This is a genomic window from Flavobacterium sp. 123, assembly GCF_003634825.1.
Classification (GTDB): Bacteria; Bacteroidota; Bacteroidia; order Flavobacteriales; family Flavobacteriaceae; genus Flavobacterium.
This window is the reverse complement of the sequence record NZ_RBXD01000001.1, coordinates 394,382-420,811: the sequence shown is the minus strand read 5'-3', so window position 1 is coordinate 420,811 and position 26,430 is coordinate 394,382. Positions and strand designations below refer to the sequence as shown.

Here is a 26,430-nt window from a genome sequence, read left to right as displayed (position 1 = left end):
ACTCTTGCTTGATATTATTTTTAAAATTTATATTGGATAGAAAGAGATAAATCAATTTCGTTTTGAAAATTATTTGGGATATATTCTTGATGATTAAGTCCTGTTTGTATGCCTGAGCAGAAATGATCAAATAAAATTTTATAATATCCAACACCAATTCGATATGAATTTAAAGAGATTCGTTGTTGCAATTGATCGGATAAAGCTCTTTCGTCAGGAGATGTTCCGTATCCTGCTAATATTGTAAAATAATCATATTTAGTGTCAAAATAATATCTAGCGGTGGCAGTAAATGCAGGATGTATTTTGTCTTCATCTGATTGCCAGTATGATTTGAAATTCAACCAATAAGAACCTATATATTTACTAAGTCCAATAACACCAGCGTATAAATTTTTATCTGTTGTTTTTGTATATCGCATACCAATATCACCTTCCCAACCTTTATTTAAATTATGATAGTATGAATACGAAAGTCTTAATTTAGGAAATACTGTGGCGCTACTAAAAGATAAATTTGCATTAGAATAGCTTTTTTTATTGTTCTTAAAATACGTTTCAAGTTCATATTGAACGCCTGAATTAATGCTATTACCAAGCGAATGTCTGTCAGCATAATTTAGCCTTCCAATAAGCGATAATTTCTTGCGTTCCCTTACATATTGTAACCCTAACAAATGCCAAGGACCTATTCCATCTCTGTCAAAAGTGGTTATATTATAATTTATACCAAGACGATCTGAAACAGATTTGTATTTTAATTCTATCAACTGCTGTTGTAAATCAGAATCGGTTGGATATTTTTTAGTCAAATTAGTAAGAAAAGAAACCGTTTTTTCATCCTCATTTTCTAAAGATATTGCTTGTAATTTTAAGATGTAAAAATCTTTATCTTCTGGATAAAATTGCAATGCTTTGTCCGCAGTAGCATTTGCATTTGGACTATTTTTTTCGTCAATTTCCAATTTAGTTAAATATAAAAAAGCATCTTTATATTTAGGATTTTTGTCTATAACATGACTCAAATAAAAACGGGCGCTATCCGCTTGTTTAGTTAACATGTAGCTTCGTCCTAAAATCAAATGAAAATCAAGATAATCAGGAGCTTTTTTGATGCCTAAGTGCCCCATCTGTATCGCTTTTTCGTAATTTTTGTTAGTATTTAATTCATAAGATGTTTTTACCAATAAACTATCCGTATCAATTTTTTGAGCAGAAACATTTAGGCTAAACATAAAAGCTGACAAAATAAAAAATAATACTTTTTTCATGAATTTTCTGTTGAAATGTTAAAACCTTGTCGAACTTGTGTTCCCCAATTTTGTTCTTTTTGGTTAAAGAAATGCCAATATCCTTTTATGGAAGCATACACGTTTAATGGGTGAAAAACAAAAGGTTCGATAAACACCATAACTATTAAAATAAGCACTTCTTTGATTCCAGTATAATGCTTGTATATCAACTGATCTAATAACACAGAAACTAGTGTAATTGTAATATAAAACAGATACACAAAAGAGGTTCCAATTAGTAAAAAATGATAATTCAGCTTGAAAAACAAGAAATCTAATAGCAATACAAGCAATCCAACAAATTCTATGGCAGGAACCGCAAATTCAAAAAAGAAATAATAAGGGAAAACTAAGAGTCCGGTTTTTCCATATTTCGGATTAAAAAAAACGTTTTTATGTAAATATAGAGTTTGGATTAGCCCTCGAGCCCAGCGCACACGCTGCCTTAAAAACACCGTTCTGCTTGCAGGAACTTCTGTCCAACAAAGTGATTCAGGAATGTAAATTATTAAGAATTTTTCTTTTTTCTCATGCATGAGTTTTCTCATTCGTGTTATCAGCTCCATATCTTCCCCAAGAGATTTGTGCCAATATCCACCAGCTTCAATGACCGTTTCCTTGTCAAACATTCCGAGACCGCCAGAAACAAGAAGTAAACCATTTATTTTACTCCAAGCCATTCTTCCAAACAAGAAAGAGCGTATGTACTCCAGTTCTTGAAATCTAGCAAAAAAGTTGTCAGGAAAATGAGATTTGTAGAGCATGCCATCTTTAAATTCGCATGAATTTGAAATTCGTATAGCTGCTCCTGTCGCAATTACTTTTTCAGTGTTTTCGATGAAAGGTTTTGCCAGCATTGAAATAGTATCTTTTCTTAAAATACAATCCACATCAGTACATACAAAAAGACCATATTTTGCTGAATTTATACCTGCATTTGATGCATCAGCTTTACTTTTCCCGTTTTCTTTATCTACAACTAAAAGCTTAGCATATATAGGATTAGTTGATTTGTAATGGCCTCTTACGGTTTGTGTTATTATTTTTTCCTGATAAAAGAAATCAACTTTTACAAGACTAAATTCATGGATTAATTTTTCGAGTGTAGTATCGGTACTTCCATCATTTACAATAACAACTTCAAATTTAGGGTACTCCTGAAAGAGTAATGATTTGACATTATATACAATAGTAGCTTCTTCGTTGAATGCGGGAGCAATAATAGAAACCCCAATAGCATGATTCGATTTAACTAATATTTCTTTTAATAAGAAGTATTTAGATTTATAATATTTCTTGATTGCTGTCCAAGATAATATGGCTAAAACTAAATAGAAAATAATATAACTTATTGAATAGTAAGAAATATAAATTTCGTAGTTCTTTATGATGTTTTCTAGTGTATTCAATTTAAGTATGGATTATTAACATGTAAAACAATTCTACTAACAATGTCATTTTCGGATTCATCTTTTACTGTATAGTTTTTGAAAAAGTTCCTGTCTATTTTATGAATACAATGAACCATTTCAAATTTCACTTCTAAATCTTTTTCTTCTTGTAGTAGACTTAAAATAAAATTTTTAGTTTCGGTATTACCCACAGCTCCAAATGTTTTTAGAGCAGAAATTTTATTTCTTTTATGAATTTCAGTGTTGTAATAGTCTATCAAAACGCTATTCGCTTCCGTTACATATAAATTTCTGATAGCAAGCAAGGTTTCTTTTCGTACCGTTTTGTCTGAGTGACTTAATAAGTAGGTGATTTGAGAAATATTTAGGGATTCTCTATATCTAATCATTAATTTAATTGCTAATATGGTTATAGAGGTGTTTTCATTATATAACCATTCATTGATTTTTTGGGGTAATGAGGATTTTTTTTGATAAATTATATCAAGAATTTTAAGCTCATCAGCAGTTGATATTTTTTTCTTGTAATTACTTAAAAAATCAAATTTTTGATCAGAAAGTGAAATTACAGCAATTAGTGCATTTGACTTCAAAAATTTATTCTTCACATAAATATTAGGCCTTATATAACCAGTTTTGATTTTGTATTCTAATATTTGATAATGATAGATGCCAAGTAATTTGTTTTCCCAGCTGCGGCTTCTTATTAGCTTATTGCTGTAATAATGAAATCCGAAATATTTGTAAATCAACAACATTTGATTTGGACTCACCCCATTAATATTTCTTTTGATTGTAATGATTTTATTTAAAACAATGTCTCTACACCATTTTTTCTTAAAGGGAATTTCCTTTTTAAATTCATTAATTTTTTCTTTTATGTAGCTTGTCTCGTGATTTGAAAATATAATTTCAGTAAGAAAGTCATTTGTTCTATTATCAATTTCTTTCTTTAAGATTAATTTTTTTTCAAAACCATAGCGATTTGCAATCAATAAAATGACTAGTGAGATAATTATGAACAATAAAAAAGGAATAATAATATAACTTAATATATCATAAGGTCCTTTAACTGTAGGAAATAAATTTTCAATATAAAATAATGTATTCTGTAGTATCTCAGAAACATTTTGAATAGAATATTCCGAAAAAAAAATGGAATTTATAGTAAAGCCGCCTCTAGTTAAAAACCATAAGTAGTTTGTCATTTTTTAGGGATTTATCATCAGGTTATTTAAAATGGGACTATGGAAAATTAACACTATGACTAATGAAAAACAGCACTTAATATTTCGAAATAAAAATAAAAAATAAATAATTAAAAAAGATAAAAATAAAATATAATAATTTTCAAGTAATTTTGAATTTATACTACTGATTGTCAATATATTAATTAGTTTTTTTATTTTTTAAATCAGGAAGAGGAGGTGTTTTTTATTTTTGTAATCGTATTTTTTACGCACTTAATCGAGTTTTTTGCGCTTTTTTTTAAAATAAAAACATAAAAAAAGTGAAATTTTCTTCAAGATAATTTCACTTAAAGTATTTTAAAGTGTTTTTTATTTTATGGTTTTGTAGTGAAATTTATTTAAAAATTAGGTTGCTTAAAATTTAGTATTTTTAGTTGCAATAGTTCTTTTGAATAAATTTAAAATCCTTCAAAGACACCTAATCCAAACAATGCAAAATCGTATTTTACAGGATCATTTGGGTCTAATTTTCTGAGGTTTAAATCTAATTCTGCTAAAGCTTTACCGTCATTTTGTTTTCGGGAAAGAAGCCCTAGTTTACGAGCTACATTTCCAGAATGAACATCCAAAGGGCATGAAAGTTTAGCGGGAGAAATGTTTTTCCAAATCCCTAAATCAACTCCTTTATGGTCTTGTCTAATCATCCAGCGCAGGAACATGTAAACAAGGGTAATTAAGGTAGTCTATTTTTAAAATGATAAAGAACTATATTTGCTTCTAATTAAAGCATTAAAACCAGTAAAACATGGTTGTCCCTGAAAATGAGTTAAAAGACTTCCTCGATGCTAAAGTCCTTCAATACAATACCATTGACTTCATTGAGCCAGACCCTATAAGCGTACCTCATCGCTATTCTTTAAAAGAAGACATTGAAATTGCTGGATTTTTAGCTTCAACTATAGCTTGGGGTAATCGTAAAATGATTACTAAAAATGGACATCGCATGATGGACTTGTTAGGTAATTCACCATATGATTTTGTAATGAGTCATAAGGATTATCAATTAGAAGAATTAGATGGTTTCGTACACCGAACTTTTAACTCGGAGGATTTTAAATACTTCATAAAAGCTTTAAATCACATATACACCAAAAAAGGTGGGTTACAACAAATTTTTATTGACAACCAAACAGAGACTTCACTTCAACCAGCTATTCATGCTCTAAATGAAGCTTTTTTTGAAATCCCACATCAATCCCGAACTCGAAAACATGTAGCAGACCCAAACAAAGGCTCAGTTGCAAAAAGAATTAATATGTGTTTAAGGTGGTTTGTCAGAAATGACAATACAGGAGTAGATTTAGGTATTTGGAATAATTTATCACCATCAAAACTTTCTTGCCCGCTTGATGTACATTCTGGAAATGTAGCTCGAAAACTAGGTTTACTTACTAGAAAACAAAATGATGGTAAAGCTTTATTAGAATTAGATACTAATTTAAGACTTCTCGACCCCAAAGACCCTGTAAAATATGATTTTGCTTTATTTGGATTAGGAATTTTTGAAGGATTTTAAATATAGTATATTTATTTAGGAGTCTCAGTTAATTCAAATTCAAATAACTCTTTAGGGGAAACTTCTAAACCTCTAGCAATTTTGAATATAGTACTGACAGTGGGATTTATTCTTGCAGTTTCGATTCTAGCAATTTGAGATAATGTTATTTCTGAACGATGAGATAGTTCTTCTTGTGTTAATCCTTTTTCTGAGCGTACTTCTTTTAGTCGTTTAGCCAACAACTTTAAACCCTCTTCATCAAAGATTAATTTTCTAGATTTTGAATCATTCTTTTCCACTGTCCAAAATGAAGATATTTTAGATGAAATTATTATAGCACTTATGCTATAATCGTATATATTTGTAAAAAATACACTCTGAATCTTTAAATCGAAAAAATAAACGTTGATTATAAAAATGAAAATTACTACTAAACTTATTGTATCTATTTCAATATTATTTTTACTGCAATCATGCATATCCAATTCTAAGAAAGATAATAGTGTTAATCCAGCTGAAAATAACGAAACAAAATTTAATGGAGAAGAAGAACTCTCAAGCATCAACAATTGTATTGTTGAAAAACATGCCGATAGTGTTATAAATAATAATTATAAATATTGGCTGAAAGATGGTAGGATAATTAAATTGAATATTTTCGATGGGGATGGTGAAAATTATAGCATAGAAGAAGATTATTACTTTAAGGATGATAATACCGTTTTTGCATATCAAAAAAAAGAATTGAATTTCCCTAATGCAATTGATTATAAAGCATTAATTTATTTTGATGGTTCAAAAATAACAAAAGAAGATTATTGGATTAGTGATGTCAAAACCACAAAAAAATCAGTTGAAGACCAATTAAAGAGAATTGGCTTTTCAATTCAAAATGAAATTATTCTTGATACGGATACAAATAAATCTAAAGGATTATTAACGCTTTTAGATTTGTCAAAACGATATGGTTTTGATTCTCAAATTAGAGAGAAAAACAGTAATATAGAAAATATAAGCAGTGAGAATGAAAATACAAAGCCATTCGACGAAATACAATTAACTCTAACAGATGCAACATTAAAAAAAGCTAAAATATATTTAGGCGAACCTGACAAATATGAATATTATTTTGGTCACATTACTAAAGGTTTTGCCATATACTATAATAAAGTTGCTAATCAAGGTGGGAAATCAAAACATTTGATTCTTTTTTTAAGAAAGAACCCAATGGGAACGAATCATGAAAAAAAAATTGAAGAGATTTATAGCATTGAAGATAATGAAAAAGCTTGTTTTGGCATTCATTGTATTATGATTAAAAATCAAATAATCTACACTAATGTACCTGATTTAATTCAAAATGAAGGTTATCAGCAATTATGATATCTAAAATTTTAACTTACAGTATAAAAAAAATGAAACAAATTATTTACATATTAGCTTTATTTGGTAATTTGAACTGTTATTCCCAAGATAATTCTACAGATACAATTTCAAACAATATCCAACCTGAATTAGACAGAATTGAACTTGCTTTATTGGAAAGAAATACAATAATAGATAGTATTAAAATAGGTTCTTATATTAGTTTTTACGATATTGATAATCATGGAGATGGTAAATGGGTTAATATATATAAAGGACACTGGGCTGATTATTTTGGGAATAGATATTTCGCAGAATATTTGGAAAAAAAGGAGATTTTGAACTGGAAAGAGTGGTACGAGAAGTATAAAAATGGGACTGTTGCTGGTGAATATTACAAAGATGTTCCTGGTGGTTCTGAAATTGACTATATCAAGTATGAGGGAGATTTGAAAGGATATAAACCAAATGGTCATTGGACTGCTATTCAGGATGAGATTGGAATAATAGTTAGAGGTAATTTTAATGAGGGAAAACCTGAAGGCGAATGGACTTACTCTAAGAATACTAAATTAAGTGATGGTACTGTAAAAGAAATAATTTTTCGAAAAGAGTTTTATCATAATGGAATTCCAGATGGTAAATGGGTATGCTCGGAGAAGGATTTAATAATAGAGGAAAATTTTGTTAATGGAAAGCCAGTAGGTAGTAGAAATGTTTATTATGACCCAAAAAAAAGTATGAATATTTTCACTAAAGGAGATTTAATGATTCAATCAAATTTTTTAGATGGTTTTCCAGATGGACAATCTTATTATTATACATACGATGATGAAAAGAAAAAAATATTGCTTGCTAAGGCTTTATATAAATTAGGTAAACCAATTGAGTTTTTTAAAAAAGGAGAATATAATTTATTACGTTATAATGAAAATTCATTTAAAACTGAATTTATAGAAAACTCAAATACCGTTCGTTATCATATTTACAAAAAAGGCGGGGTATTAGTTAAAACTATTGAATTTGATAGGTCAAAAAATAATTTCCTCCCTACACATAACAATTTATTCTTTGATGATTATTCATTAGGTATTTGGAGAGCAGTTGTGCTGGATGACGCACAGTTATTAAAGTTTGGAATTGATTTAAATTTATATTATAAATGATAAGATAAAGAGATTAAACGATTTAATTGAAGTATATAAATCAATTACAAAAATGAATTTACTCTATAAAAGATATTACACCTATTTAATTATTTAAAAAAGATAACCTATTAGAAAAACCAAAGATTCAAAAACGTGGTCGTTGTAAAAAAACAGGAAAATAAGAAAATTATATTTATTGCTAACTTTATTATTTTTTATAACCAGTTGCGAGAACTTGCCAAAGGATTTAAAAGAAAGAAAAGATGCTAATAATAAGAAATATCATGGGTTACTAGACCAAGAAAGGATAGTGTCGTCAAATATTTTCTCAAAATATCATACTATTTAAATGACTTTGACATCTGATTTAATTTATCAGTTTAATAATTTCAATAATCCTAAAACATTCATTCATTAATCCTTTGTCTTTAATTTGTTTCGTTGTATATAGTTTTACGGATGAAAGACTGGGCTGAAGTCTGTCAACTTTTCTTCCAGATTGGTTTTTTGTGGATGCTCCAGTTGGATGGGCTGTAGTGGTTCTGATTTTATTTGATAACTCTTTTTTTCTATTATCCTGTTTTGTCCAATTCTGAGCAAATACAATCATTCTATCCAATATCTCAATTTTCTGTTTGTCTTCATCATTGGATAGTGAATGATGATTTGAAAATGAATTAAGCTTTGCTAATTGTGACTTTGTTGCTTTTTCTAGTGCTATATACCTCAACGCTTCATCAAAACCGAATGGTTTTTTGTCTTTTAGGATGTACTTGTTTACGTTTTTTTTAAGTTGGTCTAATACACTTGGTGGTATGCTAATTAAATCATTTTGTTCCATATTTCTCTTTTAGTATAAATATCTCAAGAGAAGATAATAAGTCGATTTTTTTTACTCGAAAAAAATCCAAAAAAAATTTTGGCGATTTTGGATTCTATGAAGTGATTTTGGATAATTCTGGAAAAGCAATAATATTTAAAATGTTGATTTAAAAATAAAAATATGTTTAAACACCTAATCGTAGGTGTACATTTTTTAAATACCTATTTTAAAGTGGAGTCATGGATTCTCTGGAGAATAGGTTTTAGTAATTAGGAAATGGGAGGTTTTATATTAAAATCTCCTAGACTTAACATTCAGAGTTAAGTGTACGAAATGGATTAATTTGAAAAAAAATATAAAAAAAAGTTCAATTGTTCTTTCAAAAAATTAAATTTGTGCCTGTTCTTTGAAACTGTGGGCTAATGTTTAAACCTTCATAACATATGAAATTTAAATTTTGCTTGCGAGTTACAGTATCGCCAAGGATGTCTTACAAGATAATTAAGCTCTTGATTCAAGCCACACTGTACACCATATTTGCTTTGTCTAATATTTAAGACTCACTAGGGTATATTCTGATATAATAAAATGAGAATAAAAATCAGATTGCCCTAATTGAGAGAAATAGTTCTCAACCCCACATTTCAAAGAATGTTTTTCTGCACTAATTTTTCTGATTATCCTGTTATTAGAAGCTTTGAAAAATTAAATTAACAGTCTTTTTGTCAAAACCTTTTTTACTTTTATTATTGTGGCACTTGAAGCTCCTGTAATCTCACTAATTTCTCTTATCGATAAACCTTTCTGTAATTTTTTCATAACGGTTTGGTGACGTTGTAAGAGTTTTTCATCTGTCTGAACTGCTCCAATCTTTCTACCAGCAAATTTACCAAGTGCCTGAGCGACTTTAATCCCTTCCATGCTCCTAGATTTGATTTGATTACGACTTAGCTCACCGATTGACCCCATAACTGAAATAACTAGATTTGCCATCGGGTTTTCTTCACCATTGTCTAAAAAAGTCGAAAATCCTTCTTTTAAAGATTTCAAATTGATATAATTTTTTTTGAAGACAGATATTGTATTCAAAATATCCAATAAATTTCTTCCAAGTCTATCCGTTGAGTCTACCACTACTGTACATCTTTCAGATTGATTTGTAATTTCATCAAACATCTTTACTGCTTCTGGTCTTTCCATAAATGGAACATTTCCTTGAATCCTTTCAACAAACAATCTAGAAGTATCAAATCCCTCATGCGATTTAAATGATTCGATTTGTCTAGCAGAATTTTGAAGGACAGTTGATGTGCGAGAATAAAAATAGTATTTCATAATATTAGGTATTTAGGTTGAATTTTGTTTTAGTTTTAGAGTCCGAATTGTTTTAAAACATTATAATCGGTTTTGTTGGGTTTTCACTTTCAACTTCCGTTTTAGAAAAGAACCATGGTCTAATTCTAAAACGGACAAGTCAAAAAAGGAATTACCTACCTTCAATCCAATCAATAACCTCAACTAACATATCACAATAAGCTCCTTCAAAAGTTTTAACTACTTCACGATTTTTATTGATGAATATTATTGTGTAATCATCAACCCATCTTAGACAAACTTTCACCCATCCCTTATGAACTAAACCACTGACTTGAAAAGCTAGTCCACCTTCATAATCTTTACTTTCACTGATTGCTGAAAAGTTTTTAGCTCCCCAAGCCATTAAGGCACTTCTGTCAGCATATTTAATTTGGTCTAAAATTGTTTGAGCTATTTCCATTGTTCTTGTTGTAGTTTCCATGTTTTTCTTTTTTAAGTGTTAGTCTAATGCTCCAAAGCTTCTGATGTATTGTTCTGTTGTACTGAAATTGAAAAAGCTTTCAAATTGTATAGCAGTAATTGTTTCTGATTTGATTAATTCAGCAAGAGCTTTAATTGATTTCGTTCCAACGATTCCAGCTTTAGTCCAAACTTGGTTGATACGAAAATCATTTCCTTTTTGCTCTTCTTCTAAGATTGCATTACCAAACTCTTTTAGGTTAAAATATGGTCTATAACCATTTTTAGTAACTAACTGAAGAGTTAAACCTCTCAAATTTTCTTTGATATCTTTAATTTCGGATTTAAATTCAGTTGCTTTCATAAATCAAGTGTTACTTCATTAATACAATACAAAGTAAAGCATTGTTTTATTAAAAAACAAATAATACTTCATTTATTTTTTAAAAAGTTAAGCTATACTTTATTTTTGCTATATTTGTAAAAAAGTATAAGTATGGAAATTCTAAGACTAAAGGAGTTGATGACTCAAAAAGGAATGAGCCGTGAAGATTTGGCAAGTAAAGTTGGGGTGTCAATGACTACGATAAGTAATATTAACTCAGAAAAAAATTTACCTACAATACATTTGTTATTGCAGATAGCTGAAGCTTTAGATGTTGATATTAGAGAAATGTTTATTCCAACAAAAGGTACTGCTGTTTCTCAAATGGAAATCGACGAGGCTAAAAAATTGCTTGAAAAAAGTCTTAAAGTTCTTAACGGAAATAAAAATTAATGAATATTACATAAATAATTATGGTAGAAATAGAAGAATTAAGAATTGGAAGTTTAGTTGTTGATGCTATAAATAACGAAATTATCAGAGTATCTGGTGTGTCCGACAATGATTATATTACAATTAGAAAAAACGGAAAAGAAGAAAATATTGATATCAAAAATATTGAACCTTTATACTTAGTAGATACATTAATAAATCAACTTATAAAATTTTCAATAATTCAAAAGAATCCTCGTCAAAAAAATAAATATTATTTTTCAGGCAACACTACAACATATTTTCTTGTGCACCTGATTGATAAAGACCAATATTTAATAGGTATGCTTGACACTAGTTTACCTGAAGGCTATAGAAGATTAACGAAACCTTTTTATGAATATCACAAATTACAAAATGGTTTTAAAATGATTTATGATAAAGAATTAAAATTGTTGCTAATTTAAAACAGCAACTTCAAAATAGGTTTTTTATTCCACTAAGGATTACACAAAATGTGTTTATATCCAATTCGAAACTAGTTTTATTGTTTTATTATCAGGCTCAAACTTTTTATCCATTTCAGATATGTCAACCATTACAGGAACTTGAATACACTGTCCAGCTATAACACAAGTTCCAGTTGGTAAAATAGGTAACGATTCAAAGGATACTTTGTCCAAATATGAAATAGTTTTTTCTACTGCTATAATATCATTGTTGTTAATTAATCTATGCAAAAAGAAATTATGTAGTTGAGAAATAATCGTTGAAGATATATCCGAAGGCCTTTGACTTGCAATTGTTAAAAATACTCCGAACTTTCTACCTTCTTTTATTATCTCTTCAAATGTTTCAAGTCGATAATCTTTCCACGTTTCACTTTCTCTATCAGAAGCATATGATAAAATATTATGTGCCTCATCTATAATGATATTCAATGATTTTTCTTTCTTTTTTGAATTACTTTTTTTATGTTCTGCATATAGTTTGAAGGAAACTAATAATGGAATTGTCTTTTTTAAATAAGTATTAGTTTCATTTAAATTAACTACACAAAAAAAATTATTATCCCAAAAATCAGCTTCTTCTTCACTTTTGATTTCTATTACTTTTTCAATGTCTTTATGAAAACTATTTAACTTATTAATTACAGGAGCAATATGTTCATTTTGTGCTCGATTACTAAGAACATCATACACAAGTTGGAAATACAGAAAGTGAATTATCTTAGAAATAAAATTAATAGGAAATTCATAATTCGATACAGATTCATAAAGTAATGTCTTTTTAATAACTTCTGGATTTGTACGTAAAAAAACACCATTTAAAGTAAATTCTTGACTTCTATTATGAAAATCAACATCTGATGCAGGGTCAATCTCAATACCATATTCATCGTAGATTGGAGGTATAATGCTTTTAAAATAATCTAAAAGTAAAAAAGCTTTTTCCTTGTCTGCCATTTTATAGACTTCTATTACTCTTTTACGAAAAACATTTTTAAAATACTCAATACCTTTATCTGTACTTAATGTTTTTTTGTAGAAATCAATTGTTCTTGAAATAAAAGGCTTTTGTGTTTTCTCAGTCGCATTTGCAAGTATTGAAAATAATTCTTTATCAAGTAAATCAGTTTCGTTGAATACTAATCTATCTTTATGTGTATGACTTCTTGTCGAGAGGTTGTATACCTTCTTATTTGGTATTATGCTGTTATCACTATTATATTCTCCATTGAAATCAAACAATAAAAATTTAGCGTTCTTATTAAATTTAGGCTCTTTTTCAAATATTGTAAATAGTTTATTGTAAATTTTTGCTAGAGTATATGATTTTCCGCTTCCCGTATTCCCAAAAATACCTATGTGACTTGCAAATAATTCACTAATTCCAATTTCAACTGTTTGTCCCGACTCGTGAGTAAGTGTACCAACTACTAATGGCAAATCACCCTTTTTTACGAATTTATGAACTTCTTGAAATTCCTGTTTATCTAACAAAAAACATTCATTATTAATTAATGGAAGTTCTTTAATTCCTCTTTCAAAACCTTTACTACTGAAGAAACCCATCAACCGAACAATAAGGACTCTTTTGATTTTTTTCCTTTCACTAGTATAATTTTTATCTAAATAGATTTTATCTTCAATAATGAATTCACCGTCAACCTTACCTATTATTTTGACAAACCCTTTTGTAATTTTAATATAACTATTTACAGAAATATTTCTAATTGTTTCTCCATTGTACAAAAGATGCGAACTGTTTTTTGCTTTATCAACTTCTATTTTGATTGTTCTTCCTTCAACAGAAGTTACTTTTCCAACTTTGAAAATTGAATCTTTTTGTAAATCCTCTTTCATAATTAATTAGTTTTAATACTTTGTAAAAGAGGAAAAAGTATATGCTCATTAAACTTATGAATTGTAAAACCATCAAATGGGTTTATTAATTCGACATTATGAAAGTCTTTCAAATCTACGTTGTCTGATTTTAAGTTTGCAATTATATCACTAGCACTTTCAGTATATGAACAAATAAAAACCTTCAATGTGGGGTTTGATTTGATTGCTCTAAAAGTAATGTCCCTTATATGTTCATCAGCCATTGAAAATCCCATAATATATAATATTGAATTTTCTTTTTCAAGTTCATTTGCATAAAGACGTAACATTTCATAGTAGGTTTTATTAAAAGTAGTATCCTTGAATTTTTCTTTAGTAGGATTTACTACTTGCAATTTTTCGTACTCATTAATAAATTCGGAAACGTCTGGTATCGATTTTAATTTCTCAGCTTCTTTAATTATATCATCAATTGTAGTACATCTTTCTTCTAAATTCCAAATATCATTATCCAATTGTACTATATCTAACAATTCAGATTCATTTAGCAATTCATTTATAGACTTTATTAATGCTATGCCTTTAAATTGAATTTCTGAACCAACTAATCGCCAAGTAATCGAGCCGTGTATTTTTAATAAATTATAAACTGGTATTTCAGCAATATTGTCATAATGTAAACTTTTTTGATAAAATGATTTTTTAAAATTGCTTAAGCTAAATCTTTTTCTAAAAATACCATTAAAGCCATCATTATAATGCAGGTTTAAATCATCAATAACTTTCTCAAAAAAAATGTCAATATTAGTTGTGAAAAGATTGACTTGTTTATTTACAGTATTACTTCTTCTATTATATAGTATCTGATTTAATGTTCTTAAAAAATCCTTGTAGCCCTTATATGTATTCGACAGCATTTCATTCTTAGTACTAGGTTTTTCAACAATAATATCTTCCAAATCTTTAGCTTTGTATACATCGACATTATCTCTCATTGCCACTTGATAATAACTCCCATATAATGAAGCTTTTATGAAATCTTTTAAATCTTGTTCAATTGAATGGTTTTCCTCTAGTTTTGTTAACCAAACTTCAATTTGACCTAATGTTCCGAAAAAAGGATTTGACAGTCCAGAGCCAATTAAGAAGTTAATATTACAATCTTGAAATAAATTTTTCCAATTAACTAATTCGCTTTCAAAAGGGTTTGTACTATTCATTTTTTTGATTTAATATTTTTGGTTTTTAGTTAGATTCACAAGGCTTATTATTTTCTGCTGTAAAAGGTCAAATACTAAATTGATTTTCTCATTAAAAAAAACGAGAATTTAATTTAATCTTCTTCAATAACGTCAATTTGACTTATAGGCATTCCATACGCCATATCTAATTGTCGTCTTAATTCTTCTATACTAGTGTAAATTCTTCCGTTAGTAGCAAGATGTGAAATATCAATTTCATTTTCATCCTTTAGTTCAATTAGTTCAATAACTTGAAAATGCCCATTTGCTCTCGAGCATGGGGGTGTATCATAATCTAAAAAAGCTCTAATATCCATTTTTTATTTACTCAAAGCATAATCCTCAACATCAGCTAATTCAGTAGCAACAATCATCTTACTACCAATAGCATTGAAATGCCGTTTTCCACATTTTATTTTTCCAGCTTCTTTTGGTCTTAAATCGAAAAGTCCTGTACTGCCTTTTGATTCTACTACAAAGTACAATTTCTCATCATCTTGGTCTTTCCACATAATAGCCCAGTCAGGGTTATAGGTTCCAAGTGGGGTATCGATTTTGAACCAGTCAGGAAGTTTAGCATAAACAGAAATATTATCGCTGTTTTCAAATTGTTTTGCCAAATTAGATTCCACATTGGAATCATAAACAACATAATTATAAGGAGATTTTGAACTCTCTTTCAAATTACTTTTCATATAGCCAAACAACTCTTTATTTTCAAAAAGTTCTTGTTCATAGTATTCAGCATCACCAATTTTCTTGTAACTGATACCATCAATGATGTGTAAATTCATTTGTTCGTTGATAATATCGATACAGCCTTCAATAAATTTTTGAGGATTAATTTTGAAATAATCCAATTTATTGATTCCAGTTAAAATGGTTACTATTGACTTTCTGGTCAGCTGGGTCTCATTCTGAAGGTAGCTTACAATATCTGGTAATCTTTCTACTTCATCTTTGATACTTGTTGTTTCACTATTAGGACTTATTGTAGCATCAACTCCACCAGCATTAATTGAGATAGAGGCTTTTGTATAAATTAGTTTTCCTCTTGTGATTTTTAAACGGTCATTGATTGCATTAATACATTCTTTAACCAATGAATCAGAATCAAAGTTTACTGAAAATGTAGTTTTGAATTTTACTTTCTCCCATAATTCTCTAAACTCTGGACTGTCTAAAATTCGTTTATTTACGGTAACTAATTTTTTATCTGCTCCGTTTTTTATTTCGAGTCTTCCAGCAGTTTCTTTTAATGTACTGATAATTTGATTTAGCACGTGTTCCTGTTCTTTAAATTCTTCAGGAATATCAACCGTTTCATTCTTTAAATCAATTTTAAGCTTGTCTTGTACTTTTCCTTTTGCATCAATATAACCTTGGCTTACAAGATGCTTAAAAAGTTCCTCTGATTTTTCTTGACCTAGATAAACGGTGTCTTCGTCATTAATTTCAACGACAATATTTCCAAAACTATGTTTTTCAAGAATACCGAATGTTATCCCCGTTTCTTTTTCAATCTCTTTCTGGAAATTATCTACAAATTCAGCATAGGTTTCTGTAGCCATGACCGTTAAAGTATTCACTTCATGTCCATATACACGTTCTCCTGACTGATTTACGCATAAACGTAAACCACGACCTATTTCTTGTCTTCTTCTAATTTCGGAACCACCAGCATCTTTTAAAGTACATATCTGGAATACATTTGGGTTATCCCATCCTTCTTTTAATGCTGAATGAGAAAATATGAAACGTAATTTTGAATCGAAACTCAAAAGCATTTCTTTGTCACGCATGATTAGATTATAGGTATCTTCATCAGCATTGGTATTCCCTTTCGTATCCTTGAAATATTCGTATTTATCTTTAGAATTACTTTTTTTAGCTTTTTTATCAATAGAGAAATAACCATTATGAACTTGATTTGCCTCAACCTCGACATCTTTTATTTCTCCAAATAAACTAGCGTATTTTGGCTTAGCAATTAACTTTAAATACTCTTTTTCAAAGATTTCTGCATATTCACCATTGGCAACATTTCCATCTTCATCATATTGGCGGTATTTACCAACAGAGTCAATAAAAAACAAAGAAAGTACTTTGATTCCTTGAGGGTTCAACACCAATTCTTTGTTTAAATGCTCCTCAATAGTCTTGCGGATTAAAGCTGTTTTTATTTGCTTGTCATCAACATTTCCAATGGCTTCACCTAGCTTTATAACTTCATCTTTACTGGTGAAATCAATGTATTCATTTCCAGCTACGGCATAAATATCTTTGATGATGTAGCCCTCGTATTCGGCTCTGTCAGTAATTTGTTCTAAATCTTCATTCTGTTTTACCAGAACCGTTTTTCTCGAAATACTTCCATTTTTAAAAATATCCAGTTCCAATTTTGCTACTGGAAAACCTTTTGAGACTTTTACCTCAACCAATCTGATATAAGCATTGTTGTTGATTCCTTCTGTTTGAACAGAACCAACTTCAATTTGTTTAACCAACTTCTTTTCATAAGCATCTACTGCATCCAGCTTATACATCATGTTGATTTTCTCATCCTTACGGTGAGTTGCTGAGTATTTTACTATTGCCAAAGGATTCAAGCTCTGGATGGCTTTCTTTCTTATTGGTGTACTTATGGTTGTTTGTGGTTCATCTATAAAAACAACTGGATTGGTATTTTTAATTAAATCCAGTGGTTTGTATCCTAATGAATCATTGTATCTGTGGATAATATTTGCTGTTTTCTTTAAATCATCAGGATTATCAAAACTTTTTGCGAAAGCATCAATGTTGATAACCATGATTTCCAAGCGGTCATTGGTAGCAAAATCTCGAACCTCATTTAATTTACTAGAATCATACACAAAGAAATTGTAGTTGATGTTATCATACAGTTCTCTTAAATGTTCCTTCGTAATTTGTAATGATTTGTAAACCCCTTCTTTGATTGGGATGGAAGGAACTACAATGATATGCTTAGAAAAACCATACTTTTTATACAGTTCAACTATGCTTCTCAAGTAAACATAAGTTTTACCTGTACCAGTTTCCATTTCAACAGTAAAATCAAGATGTTTTCTATCTATTTCAGCTCTTGTTGAAGGCTTCAATCCATTTGATAATTGGATTTTTTGAGTGTTTTCAAGAATTTGTCCTTCCGTCAATAGTAATCTATTACCATAACCTATATCAGTAAAACCAATATTTTGTTGTTTGGCTAAAAATTCTGGCGAATACACTGTAAAGTTAGAATCGCATTTTTCTTGACCACTAAAAATATCTACAATAGCTTCAATGGCTTCTTGTTGGTAGTTTAACGTACTATCAAATTGTATTTTCATACTTATATACTTTTGATTTCGTTAATACCAAAACGTTTCAATGTTTGAACAGAGTTTGTTTTTTCCACATCACCAAAACCAGAATCTTTAAATATTACTCTACAGCTTTCTGGTTTTAATGCTTCTTTCCAAGCACCTATTCCTTCTGCTACTTTATTAGTGATACCATCTGCTAAGCAAATAAACAAGGCTCCAAAACCTACACTAAAAACTTTTTTACCCTCTATTATTTTTTCTTCGATTGGTAAGGTTAAGTCTAAACCGTATTTTAATAAAATTTCAAATAATACATCTTCTTCTGTACGACCTGTTTTGATGTTATCTTGAGAATCAAATAGACTATCAACTAAATTATCAGGATTACCATCCCATCCTTTTATATTGGAACTATCTAGTTTGAAAACTTTAAAACCAGTATCTAAATTTTTAATGATTAATTCTAAATTGTTAACTTCATCTTGAAGTTTTTTTATTTTTTCATCATCTTTAATTAAACTTTGTTCGTTTTCAAGTTTGGCTAATATCTCTTTCTTTTCGGCAACAATTACTGATTGCTTATTTATAATTGATTTTCCTGCCTTACGTATACGTTCTTTTCCAATTTCAGCAATATTTTTATACCCAGCTTTATAAGAGTCGCTTTTCTCATTACAAAGTTCTGGTAATTGAATTTGTATGTGCTTTCTATTTCCACCATCTTCAGCATTTAGTTGCATTACGGCATGGGCGGTTGTAGAAGAGCCAGAAAAGAAATCGAGTATAATGTCGTTTTCAAATTTTGAATTATTATCATTAATTTGAAAATTAATAAAATATTTAATTAAATCGACAGGTTTGTTAAAATCGAAAATTTTTTGCTCAAATAAATCGAATAGTTCTTTAGTTCCATTTTGAGTGTATACTTTATCAAAAAAGGTAGTCGGTTTTCCTCTTCTCATAAATCCGTTTTCATCCCTAATATATTGTTTAGAATTTACAGTTACACTTCCATCTTCTTTTTCCATGAATTCAACTTCATCATTTTCAATTGATTTCATCATTCTATCTTTAGACCATACCCATTGCTTATTTGGCATAATAGTTTTTCCATTATATAATATTGGATAAACTAAATTTGGTCTATCATCCATGCTTTTTGTCATAAGTGGTTGAATTCTGTAACCACCCCTAGTTTCAAATTTAGAATCTTTTCTATTATGTTTTGCTACTTCTGAATCACTTAATTCAGAAGTTACATTGAGGATGTTTTTCTTTGAAAAACAAACAATATATTCATGAACACCTATAAAACCAATATTTTTTGCACCCGAACCAAATTTGTTTTTCCAAATTACAGAACCAATAAAATTATCTTCACCAAAAATTTCGTCACCAATTTTTTTTAAGTTTTCATATTCGTTTTCATCTATACTTATAAAAATAACACCATCGTCTTTAAGAAGATTTCTAGCCAATCTTAATCTAGGGTACATCATGTTTAACCAATTAGAATGATAACGACCATCACTGTCAGAATTGGTTGAAAGCTTATTTCCTTCATCATCAATTTGTTCGGTTATTTGTTGATAATTTTTTAGATTGTCCTTGTAATTATCTTTGTAAACAAAATCTTTACCTGTATTGTATGGTGGGTCTATATAAATCATTTTGACCCTATTATTGTAGCTTTTTTGCAACAGTTTTAATACTTCAAGATTATCACCCTCTATGTATAAATTTTCGGTTAAATCCCAGTTTACACCTTCTTCTTTGGCGGGTCTTAGTGTTCCTGTACTGGGTTTGTGTGCTTCTCTACGGGCTTGAGCTTTACCAGCCCATGTAAAACGGTAATATTCTTCTTCATCTTCAATTTCCTTTCCCAAAATATCTTGTAACACTTTGAAATCAATTTTGCCTTCCGTAAGTACTTCAGGAAAAAGCTCTTTCAGGCGTGCAATATTATCATTTACTATATCTAAACTTTGAGTAAGTTCATCTCCTTTTGTAATTTTTTCTAAGCTCATAGTATGTTTAATAATGTTTTAAGATACTCAATTTCGTTTCTTTTCTTCTGAATATTTATGTTCAAAGAAACTCTGGTATTGAGTTGGGATTCTTTTTTTATTTGGTTTGACAAAGTAAGGATTTCTTTTTCTATTTTTTGGATAGTTTCCAAATGTTTTAGGTCGTCTTCGGTTCTTACTGAACTACGTTGGTTGAAGGTTCCTGTAACCATTGCTGTTTGAAATTGCACAATAGCACTGGTGTAGCTTTTATATGTTGTTTCTAAGTTAGTTTTGTCTAATATCGCAAAATCCAAGCCTTCAAAGAAAGCACCAACTAATTCATTTTTATATAATTTTGAAACATTGGGTGAGTTGATAAAAGCTTCAATAGTTCGTTTTGACTTGTCATTTTGATTGATTTTTTTGTCACAAACGTTCACTACAAATTCATCTGCATTTTCAATCACCAAAACAATGGGATAGGGAATATGTTTCTGGAATAAATTAATGACTCTATCAATCGTACCTTTGATAAGGTTTCCAGATAGTGTACATGTCATTACTTGAATTTCTTCAAAAACATAAGTTTCATTTTTGAATAAAGCAATATTAGTGTTGGATGGTTTGATACTCGCTAACCATTCCATTGTAATAATTTCATTCAATATTTTTTTATCAGCAGAACTCAGTTCAAAGTTTCTAATAAAGAAAGCTTTGCTTATTTTCTTACTAACAATTGCCCTCTCAGGGATGTTTAATATTTTGTTATAGTTAAAACTCATTCTTTATTTAATAATCAAATAACTGATTAGTTCTAAATTTTCTTCCTGACTGATAACTGAACTCAACAATGTAGTTCCACCAGCTGTAGCCAGTGAATCCAGTCCTACTTCTTCCTGTACACCAATGACTTCTTGAATAGCTGTTTTTAGCAAATTAGCATAGGCTTCCATCCTTTTGTTTGCTTTGGTTTCTTTGTCAAATTCGGCAATTAATTCTGGAATAATTCTATCATTACCCATGGCTAATTTTCTAAAATAGTCTAAAGCCGTTTTGGTTTGAGAAGCTTTGAGGATTTCGGCACCATCTATACTAATATAAACCAAAAAGAAGGGATATAAGATGTTGTTTTTAAGTTTAGAAGCAAAGTCTTCACTATTGCCTTTTAAACAGAAAATAGCACCTTGTTTTACATGCTCAAGATTTGACTTTACTATTGCGTAAGATGCTTTTGGGATATGCTTCAATTCTTCTAATTCTGAGTCGGTGCTTTTCTCCAAATCAATCTTAAAATCATTAAAAGTTAAATCGGTAATTGATATATTTCCGTGAACATCTTCAAGGTCAATAACCTGATTTTGTAATTGTTTCAATTGCTGTTTGCGATAATCCAAATCTTGCATTTCACGGCTATTTTGAGAAATAATATTATCCTCTCCAGTAGCCGAAACATCGAGCATCACCATTCTTCCCTGAACACGAGCTACCAAATCAATAAAACTATCCAGTTCCATACTTGGGAAAAAGTTTACCAATTGGATATTATCATTTTTAGAACCAATACGGTCAATACGCCCAAAGCGTTGAATAATACGAACTGGATTCCAGTGAATATCATAGTTTACCAAATAATCACAATCCTGAAGGTTTTGCCCTTCAGAAATACAATCGGTACAAAACAAAATATCGATTTCATTTTTTTCATCAGGATAAATTTCAGCTCTCTTTTTTGAGAGGGGAGAAAAGTTAGTCAAAATGGTACTCAAATCGGTTTTTCCCTTTGGTATATTGGTCTTGTTGGTTCCAGAACCAGTTACCAAAGCCGAGTTTAAACTATGTTCTTTTTTTAACCAATGATGCAATTCGTTATACAAGTAATTTGCAGTATCGGCAAAAGCAGTAAACACAATTACTTTCTTGTTATTATCATTGATTGGTTTATGTAGTTTTTCTTCAATTATATTTTTAAGCTCTAGCAATTTAGCATCTCGTTCCACATCAATCAACTTGATGTTTCCCATTAATTTAACCAGAACAGCTTTGTCTTGTTTCAGGTCTTGTTTCCAAGCAATATTATCTAAATCCTGAATCAATACTTTGGTTTTACCACCAACTAATAAGTCTTCTAATTCAGTGTCATCAATATCAATATTGTTGATGTCTAAATCGAAATCTAAAGTTCCTGATTGATGATTTTCAATTTGTTTTAAGTTGGAATCTATAAAATTGATTAATTTTTCAACCGTTAATCCAAAAGAATGAATGGAACTTTCTAAACGTTTTAAAAGGTTTACACGCATCAAATAAATTAAACTCTGCTCACGGTCAACTTGCTTAAAAACGCTTCCAGTACCTGTTTCCATGTCGTACTTGGCTTCGTATTCCTCTCTTTTATCAGCTCTTACATAGGCAAGAGGTGTATAGGATGCTAAAGTTAGCGTACTAATTTCATCATAGATTTGCCCTATATCACTAAATTGATTTTTAGTATCAATTTCAGGTGTTTTGGTTATTGGTATTAATCTATTTGGAAAGTTACCAATATCAGACATATCATAGTATTTTTCAATATGTTTACGAGACCTCGCAATGGTTAACATGTCTAATATTCTAAAGTAGGAACCATCCAAGCTTTCCATTAATCCATTCACATCAAGATTATTTGGGTCTCCATTTCTGTACCATAAGGTGAATTTTCTTTGGGCATCCTTCATTACCTGACTGATACTGTCAATACCATATTGACTAAAATAGCGGTCATTTCCTTCCGTAATAAAAGCGACTTGATTTTTCAAATCGTTCATTTTATTATTTACGGGAGTAGCAGACAACATCAAGACTTTTGTTCTGATATTCGCTTTTATCACCTGATTCATTAAACGCTTATAACGAGTCATTCCGTCCCTTTTGTTGGGATTATTTCTAAAGTTATGGGATTCATCGATAACAACCAAATCGTAATTTCCCCAATGAATAGTCTCTAAATCAATGTCACCTGATTTACCTCTTTCTCTGGTCAAATCGGTATGATTTAAAACATCAAAATTTAAACGGTCTTCTGCTAGAATATTTCTTTTATCGTTTAGGGTATAAACTGTCCAGTTTTCTCTTAATTTTTTAGGGGCTAGAAGTAAAACCCTTTGGTCATTTCTTAAAAGATAGTATTTAATGACTGCTAAAGCTTCAAAAGTTTTTCCTAAACCAACAGAATCAGCAATGATACATCCACCATACGTTTCTATTTTATCAATAGCACCTATTACTGCATCTTTTTGGAAGTTGTACAACAAACTCCAAATTTTAGAATTTTTAAATCCTGTTTTTTCTAACTTCTCATCGGCTCTTTCATTGACCGTTGAATAATGAAATATTTCACGAATACTGTACTTGTAAATAGCTTCAGCTGAAATAGTATTAGTTCCTTTTTCTAATAATGCTTTGACTGCATCATTCAAAACTATCTTACTACTGTTCCAAGCTCCATTGAAATAAGATAGATACTGATTTTGGGTATCTTCAATATTATTTATAAAAATTAAATTCTCATCATTGATAGTTCCCAAACATACTGAATCAAGGTCTAATGGTGTTAAGAAGAAACAATTAGAAATCCCATCATTTTCTACAATCAGAATATTTTGATTACCAATTCCACCTTTTCTAATTTGAATTTTATCATCAATCAGCCCAAGTACTTGGTTTATTCGGTACTTTCGGTCTAATAAAAGATTTATTTTATTTTCCTTTTCATTTTGAATAAATCGAAAATCATCTTCAGCATCAAAATTATTACTCAACAGTAAATTGATTTGTTTTGACTTTGAGAATATGTCAACTAATTCAAATAAGGCGAATGCAGTAAAATGGTTGCAACTTATGTAAATATTTGAATTTGGAGTGATTAAATTCTGAAGTTCTTCAAGTAACAATCTACTTTTGTTGTCTATAATATTCATTATCAAGGTTTAAATTGAGAATAATTTTTTGGATGTAAGCATATAAATGTAGTGTGTTTTGTATGTTTTTTTGAATTTTTTTATCACTTTTTTGGTGATAAATCCCTAAAATATTGATATTTAACATATTAATTTAAAACAAATAAAATGGAAAACGCAATCATGTTACATAATTTGACTCCAGAGGATTTGGAGGAATTAATTAGAAAAGTTGTAAGTGAGCAACTAGATGAGTTTAGAAAAAATACCTCAACAGAAAATCCACAAGAGTTATTAACTAGGGAAGAAGCTTGCTTATTACTAAAAATTAGCTTGACTAGTCTCTGGAATTGGACGAAAAAAGGAAAATTAATGGCTTACGGTATTGGCAATAGAGTCTATTATAAACGAGGAGAATTGATTCAAAGTTTAGTTAGAATTAACTGATTAAAGGTTTGATTTTGTAGGTTTAAAAATTTTATTTTCAGAATTTGTTGAGAGTTTGAAGACATTATCATTTTAATCCAGTGATAATTGACTGAAATGTGCTCTGGAAGGTCTGAAATCAATGATTGGAAATATGTGGTGAGGGAACGTTTACAGGAGCGTATAGGGAAATAAGGGAGGTGTATAATAGCTTTAAGGTACAGTTTTGGTACAAAAAAAGTATTCTTTTTTTTATTGTTTAAGTCTTGACAATTATTTTCCATTTAGTATATTTATTAATAATGGTAGTATTGCCATTTGCAGGGTTCCAGAAAGGTAGCTTTTTCTGGTTCTCACCCCTGCTAAAAAAAAATGAGAGAAATTATAATATAAAGTGAGAATACTATTTTATGAACAAATATACAAAATACAGAAGTTTTTTACTTCCTAAAGAAGTAGTTGAAGTACTATTTCTGACAGCACATCACATACCATTAAAAGACAATAAAGAATCCGAAATTATTGTTGGATTAGCTGTCATTAATGATATACTTTCAAAATCAAATCAAAATAGAAATTTAGAGGATTATCCTTTTCATTGCATACCAATGGATTCAAGATTTCTTAAAACCAAATATGGCAATGATTATAATAATTACATGACATGGTTAATTATTCATAATGTTATTTGGCATGATTTTTATTTTGAAGGAAGAACAACTCATTATTATTTACAATCAAATGAAACTTATTTATCTAAAATAAATTTTCTATGTAGAGAAAATGATATTCCAGCAGAGTCTATAGGAGCGGTTATAGATACCTATTGTTTACGAGATAAGATTGAAATATCACTGGAAAGCCTTGCTGTTGATGGTATTGATGCCAATCAAAAAAATAGGATTTTTAATTTATGGTACAAGATTAAAGTACCAATTACCAAAACAAATAAAAAGTTTTTGACTAAGGATTATGAGTCGGATTCTAGCTATATAAATAATGCCCCTAAACATATTAAAAAAATGGGGAGCCATTATCGAAAAGGATTAACAATACAATATGAAGAAGCAATTGAACATAGTGAACAACGTTATTTAAAAGAGCTATCTGAAGCTAAAAATGATAAAGATAAAGGTTCTGCATTCAAACGCTATTCCTCTCGTATTTCAAGTGTAAATGCAATTCATAATGGAAGTCTCAATAAAACACTTCGCTTTAAACGTAATGATACAAACAAACGTTTGGATACCAACCTAACCAATATGGCTTCAGATTTGAGACCGTTTATTGTTGGTTACGAGAATATGAGCTATTTAGACCTTTCTAATTCCCAGCCTGTTCTATTTAATATTTTACTCCAATCACATCGTAAAAAAGCATCTGAAGCTTTATTAAAAGAAATTGATAATTATTTTTCAATCACCACTTCAGGAAAATGGTATGAGTGGCTACAAGGTCTTTATGGTTTGACTAGAAATGAATGTAAAGAGATTTGGATGAAGATAGCCTATTCTAAAAACTCTCACAATACAGAGATAAAGAACGTATTTAGAAAAGAATTTCCTCTAGTTTATTCTATCATAGCGGAGATAAAAAAGGAAAAACATGCAAATTTTGCGATAGAACTTCAGAAAATAGAAAGTAAAATTTTTATAGATGAAATTTGTAAAGAGTTGGTCAATAATTCAATTATACCTTACACAATGCATGATGGATTATTGGTTCCAAGTGAACATGAGATGGTAACACTAAACATTATGCAGTCAATATTAAAAGAAAGACTTGGAGCGGTTCCATTAATAAAAGTTGAATAAAATTTCTTTT

At 29.4% G+C, this 26,430-nt stretch carries 22 protein-coding genes and 1 pseudogene; 7 read left to right on the top strand and 16 right to left on the bottom strand.

Annotation, left to right across the window (positions count from 1 at the left end):
* Positions 1-20: 20 nt before the first annotated feature.
* From C8C88_RS01980 to C8C88_RS01965, 4 genes and pseudogenes are all read right to left on the bottom strand, one after another.
* Positions 21-1,271: a YaiO family outer membrane beta-barrel protein gene (locus C8C88_RS01980; protein ID WP_121336529.1), complete on the bottom strand. Its 1,251-nt coding sequence runs from the start codon at positions 1,269-1,271 to the stop codon at positions 21-23.
* Positions 1,268-2,701: a glycosyltransferase gene (locus tag C8C88_RS01975; protein WP_199711375.1), complete on the bottom strand. Its 1,434-nt coding sequence runs from the start codon at positions 2,699-2,701 to the stop codon at positions 1,268-1,270. The genes C8C88_RS01980 and C8C88_RS01975 overlap by 4 nt, the downstream gene beginning before the upstream one ends.
* Positions 2,698-3,912 carry a HEAT repeat domain-containing protein gene (locus C8C88_RS01970; RefSeq protein ID WP_121336527.1) on the bottom strand — a complete coding sequence of 405 codons (1,215 nt, stop codon included), beginning with the start codon at positions 3,910-3,912 and terminating at the stop codon, positions 2,698-2,700. Before C8C88_RS01970 ends, C8C88_RS01975 begins: the two co-directional genes overlap by 4 nt.
* A gap of 440 nt (positions 3,913-4,352) precedes the next feature.
* Positions 4,353-4,619 (bottom strand): annotated as a pseudogene (locus tag C8C88_RS01965) (DUF2400 family protein); the annotation flags it as partial.
* Between the two features lie 80 nt (positions 4,620-4,699).
* Here C8C88_RS01965 and C8C88_RS01960 point away from each other — a divergent pair.
* Complete coding sequence (locus C8C88_RS01960) at positions 4,700-5,470, top strand: TIGR02757 family protein (protein ID WP_121336526.1); 771 nt, start codon at positions 4,700-4,702, stop codon at positions 5,468-5,470.
* 11 nt (positions 5,471-5,481) lie between these two features.
* On the opposite strand, the gene C8C88_RS01955 is transcribed toward C8C88_RS01960, so the two are convergent.
* Positions 5,482-5,751, bottom strand: coding sequence for a helix-turn-helix domain-containing protein (locus tag C8C88_RS01955; protein WP_121336525.1), 270 nt, complete (start codon positions 5,749-5,751; stop codon positions 5,482-5,484).
* Between the two features lie 118 nt (positions 5,752-5,869).
* Here C8C88_RS01955 and C8C88_RS01950 point away from each other — a divergent pair, with 118 nt between their 5' ends.
* Together C8C88_RS01950 and C8C88_RS01945 are read left to right on the top strand one after the other, a co-directional pair.
* Positions 5,870-6,835: a hypothetical protein gene (locus C8C88_RS01950; RefSeq protein ID WP_121336524.1), complete on the top strand. Its 966-nt coding sequence runs from the start codon at positions 5,870-5,872 to the stop codon at positions 6,833-6,835.
* Between the two features lie 32 nt (positions 6,836-6,867).
* Positions 6,868-7,983: a hypothetical protein gene (locus C8C88_RS01945; RefSeq protein WP_147403436.1), complete on the top strand. Its 1,116-nt coding sequence runs from the start codon at positions 6,868-6,870 to the stop codon at positions 7,981-7,983.
* Positions 7,984-8,332: 349 nt separating this feature from the next.
* Here the strand turns inward: C8C88_RS01945 and C8C88_RS01940 are convergent, their stop codons facing one another.
* The 4 genes from C8C88_RS01940 to C8C88_RS01925 form a co-directional block, all read right to left on the bottom strand.
* Positions 8,333-8,806 (bottom strand): hypothetical protein, encoded by a 474-nt coding sequence (locus C8C88_RS01940; protein WP_121336522.1) that lies wholly within the window; start codon positions 8,804-8,806, stop codon positions 8,333-8,335.
* Between the two features lie 687 nt (positions 8,807-9,493).
* Positions 9,494-10,123: a recombinase family protein gene (locus C8C88_RS01935; RefSeq protein WP_121336521.1), complete on the bottom strand. Its 630-nt coding sequence runs from the start codon at positions 10,121-10,123 to the stop codon at positions 9,494-9,496.
* A 151-nt stretch (positions 10,124-10,274) separates the two neighbouring features.
* Positions 10,275-10,586 carry a hypothetical protein gene (locus C8C88_RS01930; RefSeq protein WP_121336520.1) on the bottom strand — a complete coding sequence of 104 codons (312 nt, stop codon included), beginning with the start codon at positions 10,584-10,586 and terminating at the stop codon, positions 10,275-10,277.
* Between the two features lie 18 nt (positions 10,587-10,604).
* The gene (locus tag C8C88_RS01925; protein WP_121336519.1) at positions 10,605-10,928 is read right to left on the bottom strand and encodes a hypothetical protein; all 324 of its coding nucleotides are present in this window, start codon (positions 10,926-10,928) and stop codon (positions 10,605-10,607) included.
* A 132-nt stretch (positions 10,929-11,060) separates the two neighbouring features.
* Here C8C88_RS01925 and C8C88_RS01920 point away from each other — a divergent pair, with 132 nt between their 5' ends.
* Both C8C88_RS01920 and C8C88_RS01915 read left to right on the top strand, forming a co-directional pair.
* Positions 11,061-11,342 (top strand): helix-turn-helix transcriptional regulator, encoded by a 282-nt coding sequence (locus tag C8C88_RS01920; RefSeq protein ID WP_121336518.1) that lies wholly within the window; start codon positions 11,061-11,063, stop codon positions 11,340-11,342.
* Between the two features lie 20 nt (positions 11,343-11,362).
* Complete coding sequence (locus C8C88_RS01915; RefSeq protein ID WP_121336517.1) at positions 11,363-11,788, top strand: hypothetical protein; 426 nt, start codon at positions 11,363-11,365, stop codon at positions 11,786-11,788.
* Positions 11,789-11,842: 54 nt separating this feature from the next.
* Here the strand turns inward: C8C88_RS01915 and C8C88_RS01910 are convergent, their stop codons facing one another.
* The 7 genes from C8C88_RS01910 to C8C88_RS01880 form a co-directional block, all read right to left on the bottom strand.
* On the bottom strand, positions 11,843-13,687 hold the full coding sequence (locus C8C88_RS01910; protein WP_199711374.1) for an ATP-binding protein: 1,845 nt from the start codon (positions 13,685-13,687) through the stop codon (positions 11,843-11,845).
* 2 nt (positions 13,688-13,689) lie between these two features.
* Entirely contained in the window at positions 13,690-14,889 is a 1,200-nt protein-coding gene (locus tag C8C88_RS01905; RefSeq protein ID WP_121336515.1) for an SIR2 family protein, read from the bottom strand.
* Between the two features lie 113 nt (positions 14,890-15,002).
* Positions 15,003-15,227 carry a hypothetical protein gene (locus C8C88_RS01900; protein WP_121336514.1) on the bottom strand — a complete coding sequence of 75 codons (225 nt, stop codon included), beginning with the start codon at positions 15,225-15,227 and terminating at the stop codon, positions 15,003-15,005.
* A gap of 3 nt (positions 15,228-15,230) precedes the next feature.
* Positions 15,231-18,260, bottom strand: coding sequence for a type III restriction-modification system endonuclease (locus C8C88_RS01895; protein WP_121336513.1), 3,030 nt, complete (start codon positions 18,258-18,260; stop codon positions 15,231-15,233).
* A 2-nt stretch (positions 18,261-18,262) separates the two neighbouring features.
* A complete protein-coding gene (locus C8C88_RS01890) occupies positions 18,263-20,263 on the bottom strand; it encodes a site-specific DNA-methyltransferase (RefSeq protein WP_121336512.1) in 2,001 nt (666 codons plus the stop codon).
* A complete protein-coding gene (locus C8C88_RS01885; protein WP_121336511.1) occupies positions 20,260-21,027 on the bottom strand; it encodes a DUF4391 domain-containing protein in 768 nt (255 codons plus the stop codon). The genes C8C88_RS01890 and C8C88_RS01885 overlap by 4 nt, the downstream gene beginning before the upstream one ends.
* A gap of 3 nt (positions 21,028-21,030) precedes the next feature.
* Entirely contained in the window at positions 21,031-24,201 is a 3,171-nt protein-coding gene (locus C8C88_RS01880; protein WP_121336510.1) for a DEAD/DEAH box helicase, read from the bottom strand.
* 147 nt (positions 24,202-24,348) lie between these two features.
* Here C8C88_RS01880 and C8C88_RS01875 point away from each other — a divergent pair, with 147 nt between their 5' ends.
* Both C8C88_RS01875 and C8C88_RS01870 read left to right on the top strand, forming a co-directional pair.
* Positions 24,349-24,627 carry a helix-turn-helix domain-containing protein gene (locus C8C88_RS01875; RefSeq protein ID WP_121336509.1) on the top strand — a complete coding sequence of 93 codons (279 nt, stop codon included), beginning with the start codon at positions 24,349-24,351 and terminating at the stop codon, positions 24,625-24,627.
* A 389-nt stretch (positions 24,628-25,016) separates the two neighbouring features.
* Entirely contained in the window at positions 25,017-26,420 is a 1,404-nt protein-coding gene (locus C8C88_RS01870; protein ID WP_121336508.1) for a hypothetical protein, read from the top strand.
* Positions 26,421-26,430 lie beyond the last annotated feature (10 nt).

Coding starts and splice junctions, on each gene's coding strand:
- C8C88_RS01880 (WP_121336510.1), bottom strand. CDS start 24,201: ATGAATATTATAGACAACAAAAGTAGATTGTTACTTGAAGAACTTCAG.
- C8C88_RS01875 (WP_121336509.1), top strand. CDS start 24,349: ATGGAAAACGCAATCATGTTACATAATTTGACTCCAGAGGATTTGGAG.
- C8C88_RS01915 (WP_121336517.1), top strand. CDS start 11,363: ATGGTAGAAATAGAAGAATTAAGAATTGGAAGTTTAGTTGTTGATGCT.
- C8C88_RS01960 (WP_121336526.1), top strand. CDS start 4,700: ATGGTTGTCCCTGAAAATGAGTTAAAAGACTTCCTCGATGCTAAAGTC.
- C8C88_RS01870 (WP_121336508.1), top strand. CDS start 25,017: ATGAACAAATATACAAAATACAGAAGTTTTTTACTTCCTAAAGAAGTA.
- C8C88_RS01945 (WP_147403436.1), top strand. CDS start 6,868: ATGAAACAAATTATTTACATATTAGCTTTATTTGGTAATTTGAACTGT.
- C8C88_RS01920 (WP_121336518.1), top strand. CDS start 11,061: ATGGAAATTCTAAGACTAAAGGAGTTGATGACTCAAAAAGGAATGAGC.
- C8C88_RS01895 (WP_121336513.1), bottom strand. CDS start 18,260: ATGAAAATACAATTTGATAGTACGTTAAACTACCAACAAGAAGCCATT.
- C8C88_RS01910 (WP_199711374.1), bottom strand. CDS start 13,687: ATGAAAGAGGATTTACAAAAAGATTCAATTTTCAAAGTTGGAAAAGTA.
- C8C88_RS01905 (WP_121336515.1), bottom strand. CDS start 14,889: ATGAATAGTACAAACCCTTTTGAAAGCGAATTAGTTAATTGGAAAAAT.
- C8C88_RS01935 (WP_121336521.1), bottom strand. CDS start 10,123: ATGAAATACTATTTTTATTCTCGCACATCAACTGTCCTTCAAAATTCT.
- C8C88_RS01940 (WP_121336522.1), bottom strand. CDS start 8,806: ATGGAACAAAATGATTTAATTAGCATACCACCAAGTGTATTAGACCAA.
- C8C88_RS01925 (WP_121336519.1), bottom strand. CDS start 10,928: ATGAAAGCAACTGAATTTAAATCCGAAATTAAAGATATCAAAGAAAAT.
- C8C88_RS01980 (WP_121336529.1), bottom strand. CDS start 1,271: ATGAAAAAAGTATTATTTTTTATTTTGTCAGCTTTTATGTTTAGCCTA.
- C8C88_RS01900 (WP_121336514.1), bottom strand. CDS start 15,227: ATGGATATTAGAGCTTTTTTAGATTATGATACACCCCCATGCTCGAGA.
- C8C88_RS01970 (WP_121336527.1), bottom strand. CDS start 3,912: ATGACAAACTACTTATGGTTTTTAACTAGAGGCGGCTTTACTATAAAT.
- C8C88_RS01950 (WP_121336524.1), top strand. CDS start 5,870: ATGAAAATTACTACTAAACTTATTGTATCTATTTCAATATTATTTTTA.
- C8C88_RS01885 (WP_121336511.1), bottom strand. CDS start 21,027: ATGAGTTTTAACTATAACAAAATATTAAACATCCCTGAGAGGGCAATT.
- C8C88_RS01930 (WP_121336520.1), bottom strand. CDS start 10,586: ATGGAAACTACAACAAGAACAATGGAAATAGCTCAAACAATTTTAGAC.
- C8C88_RS01890 (WP_121336512.1), bottom strand. CDS start 20,263: ATGAGCTTAGAAAAAATTACAAAAGGAGATGAACTTACTCAAAGTTTA.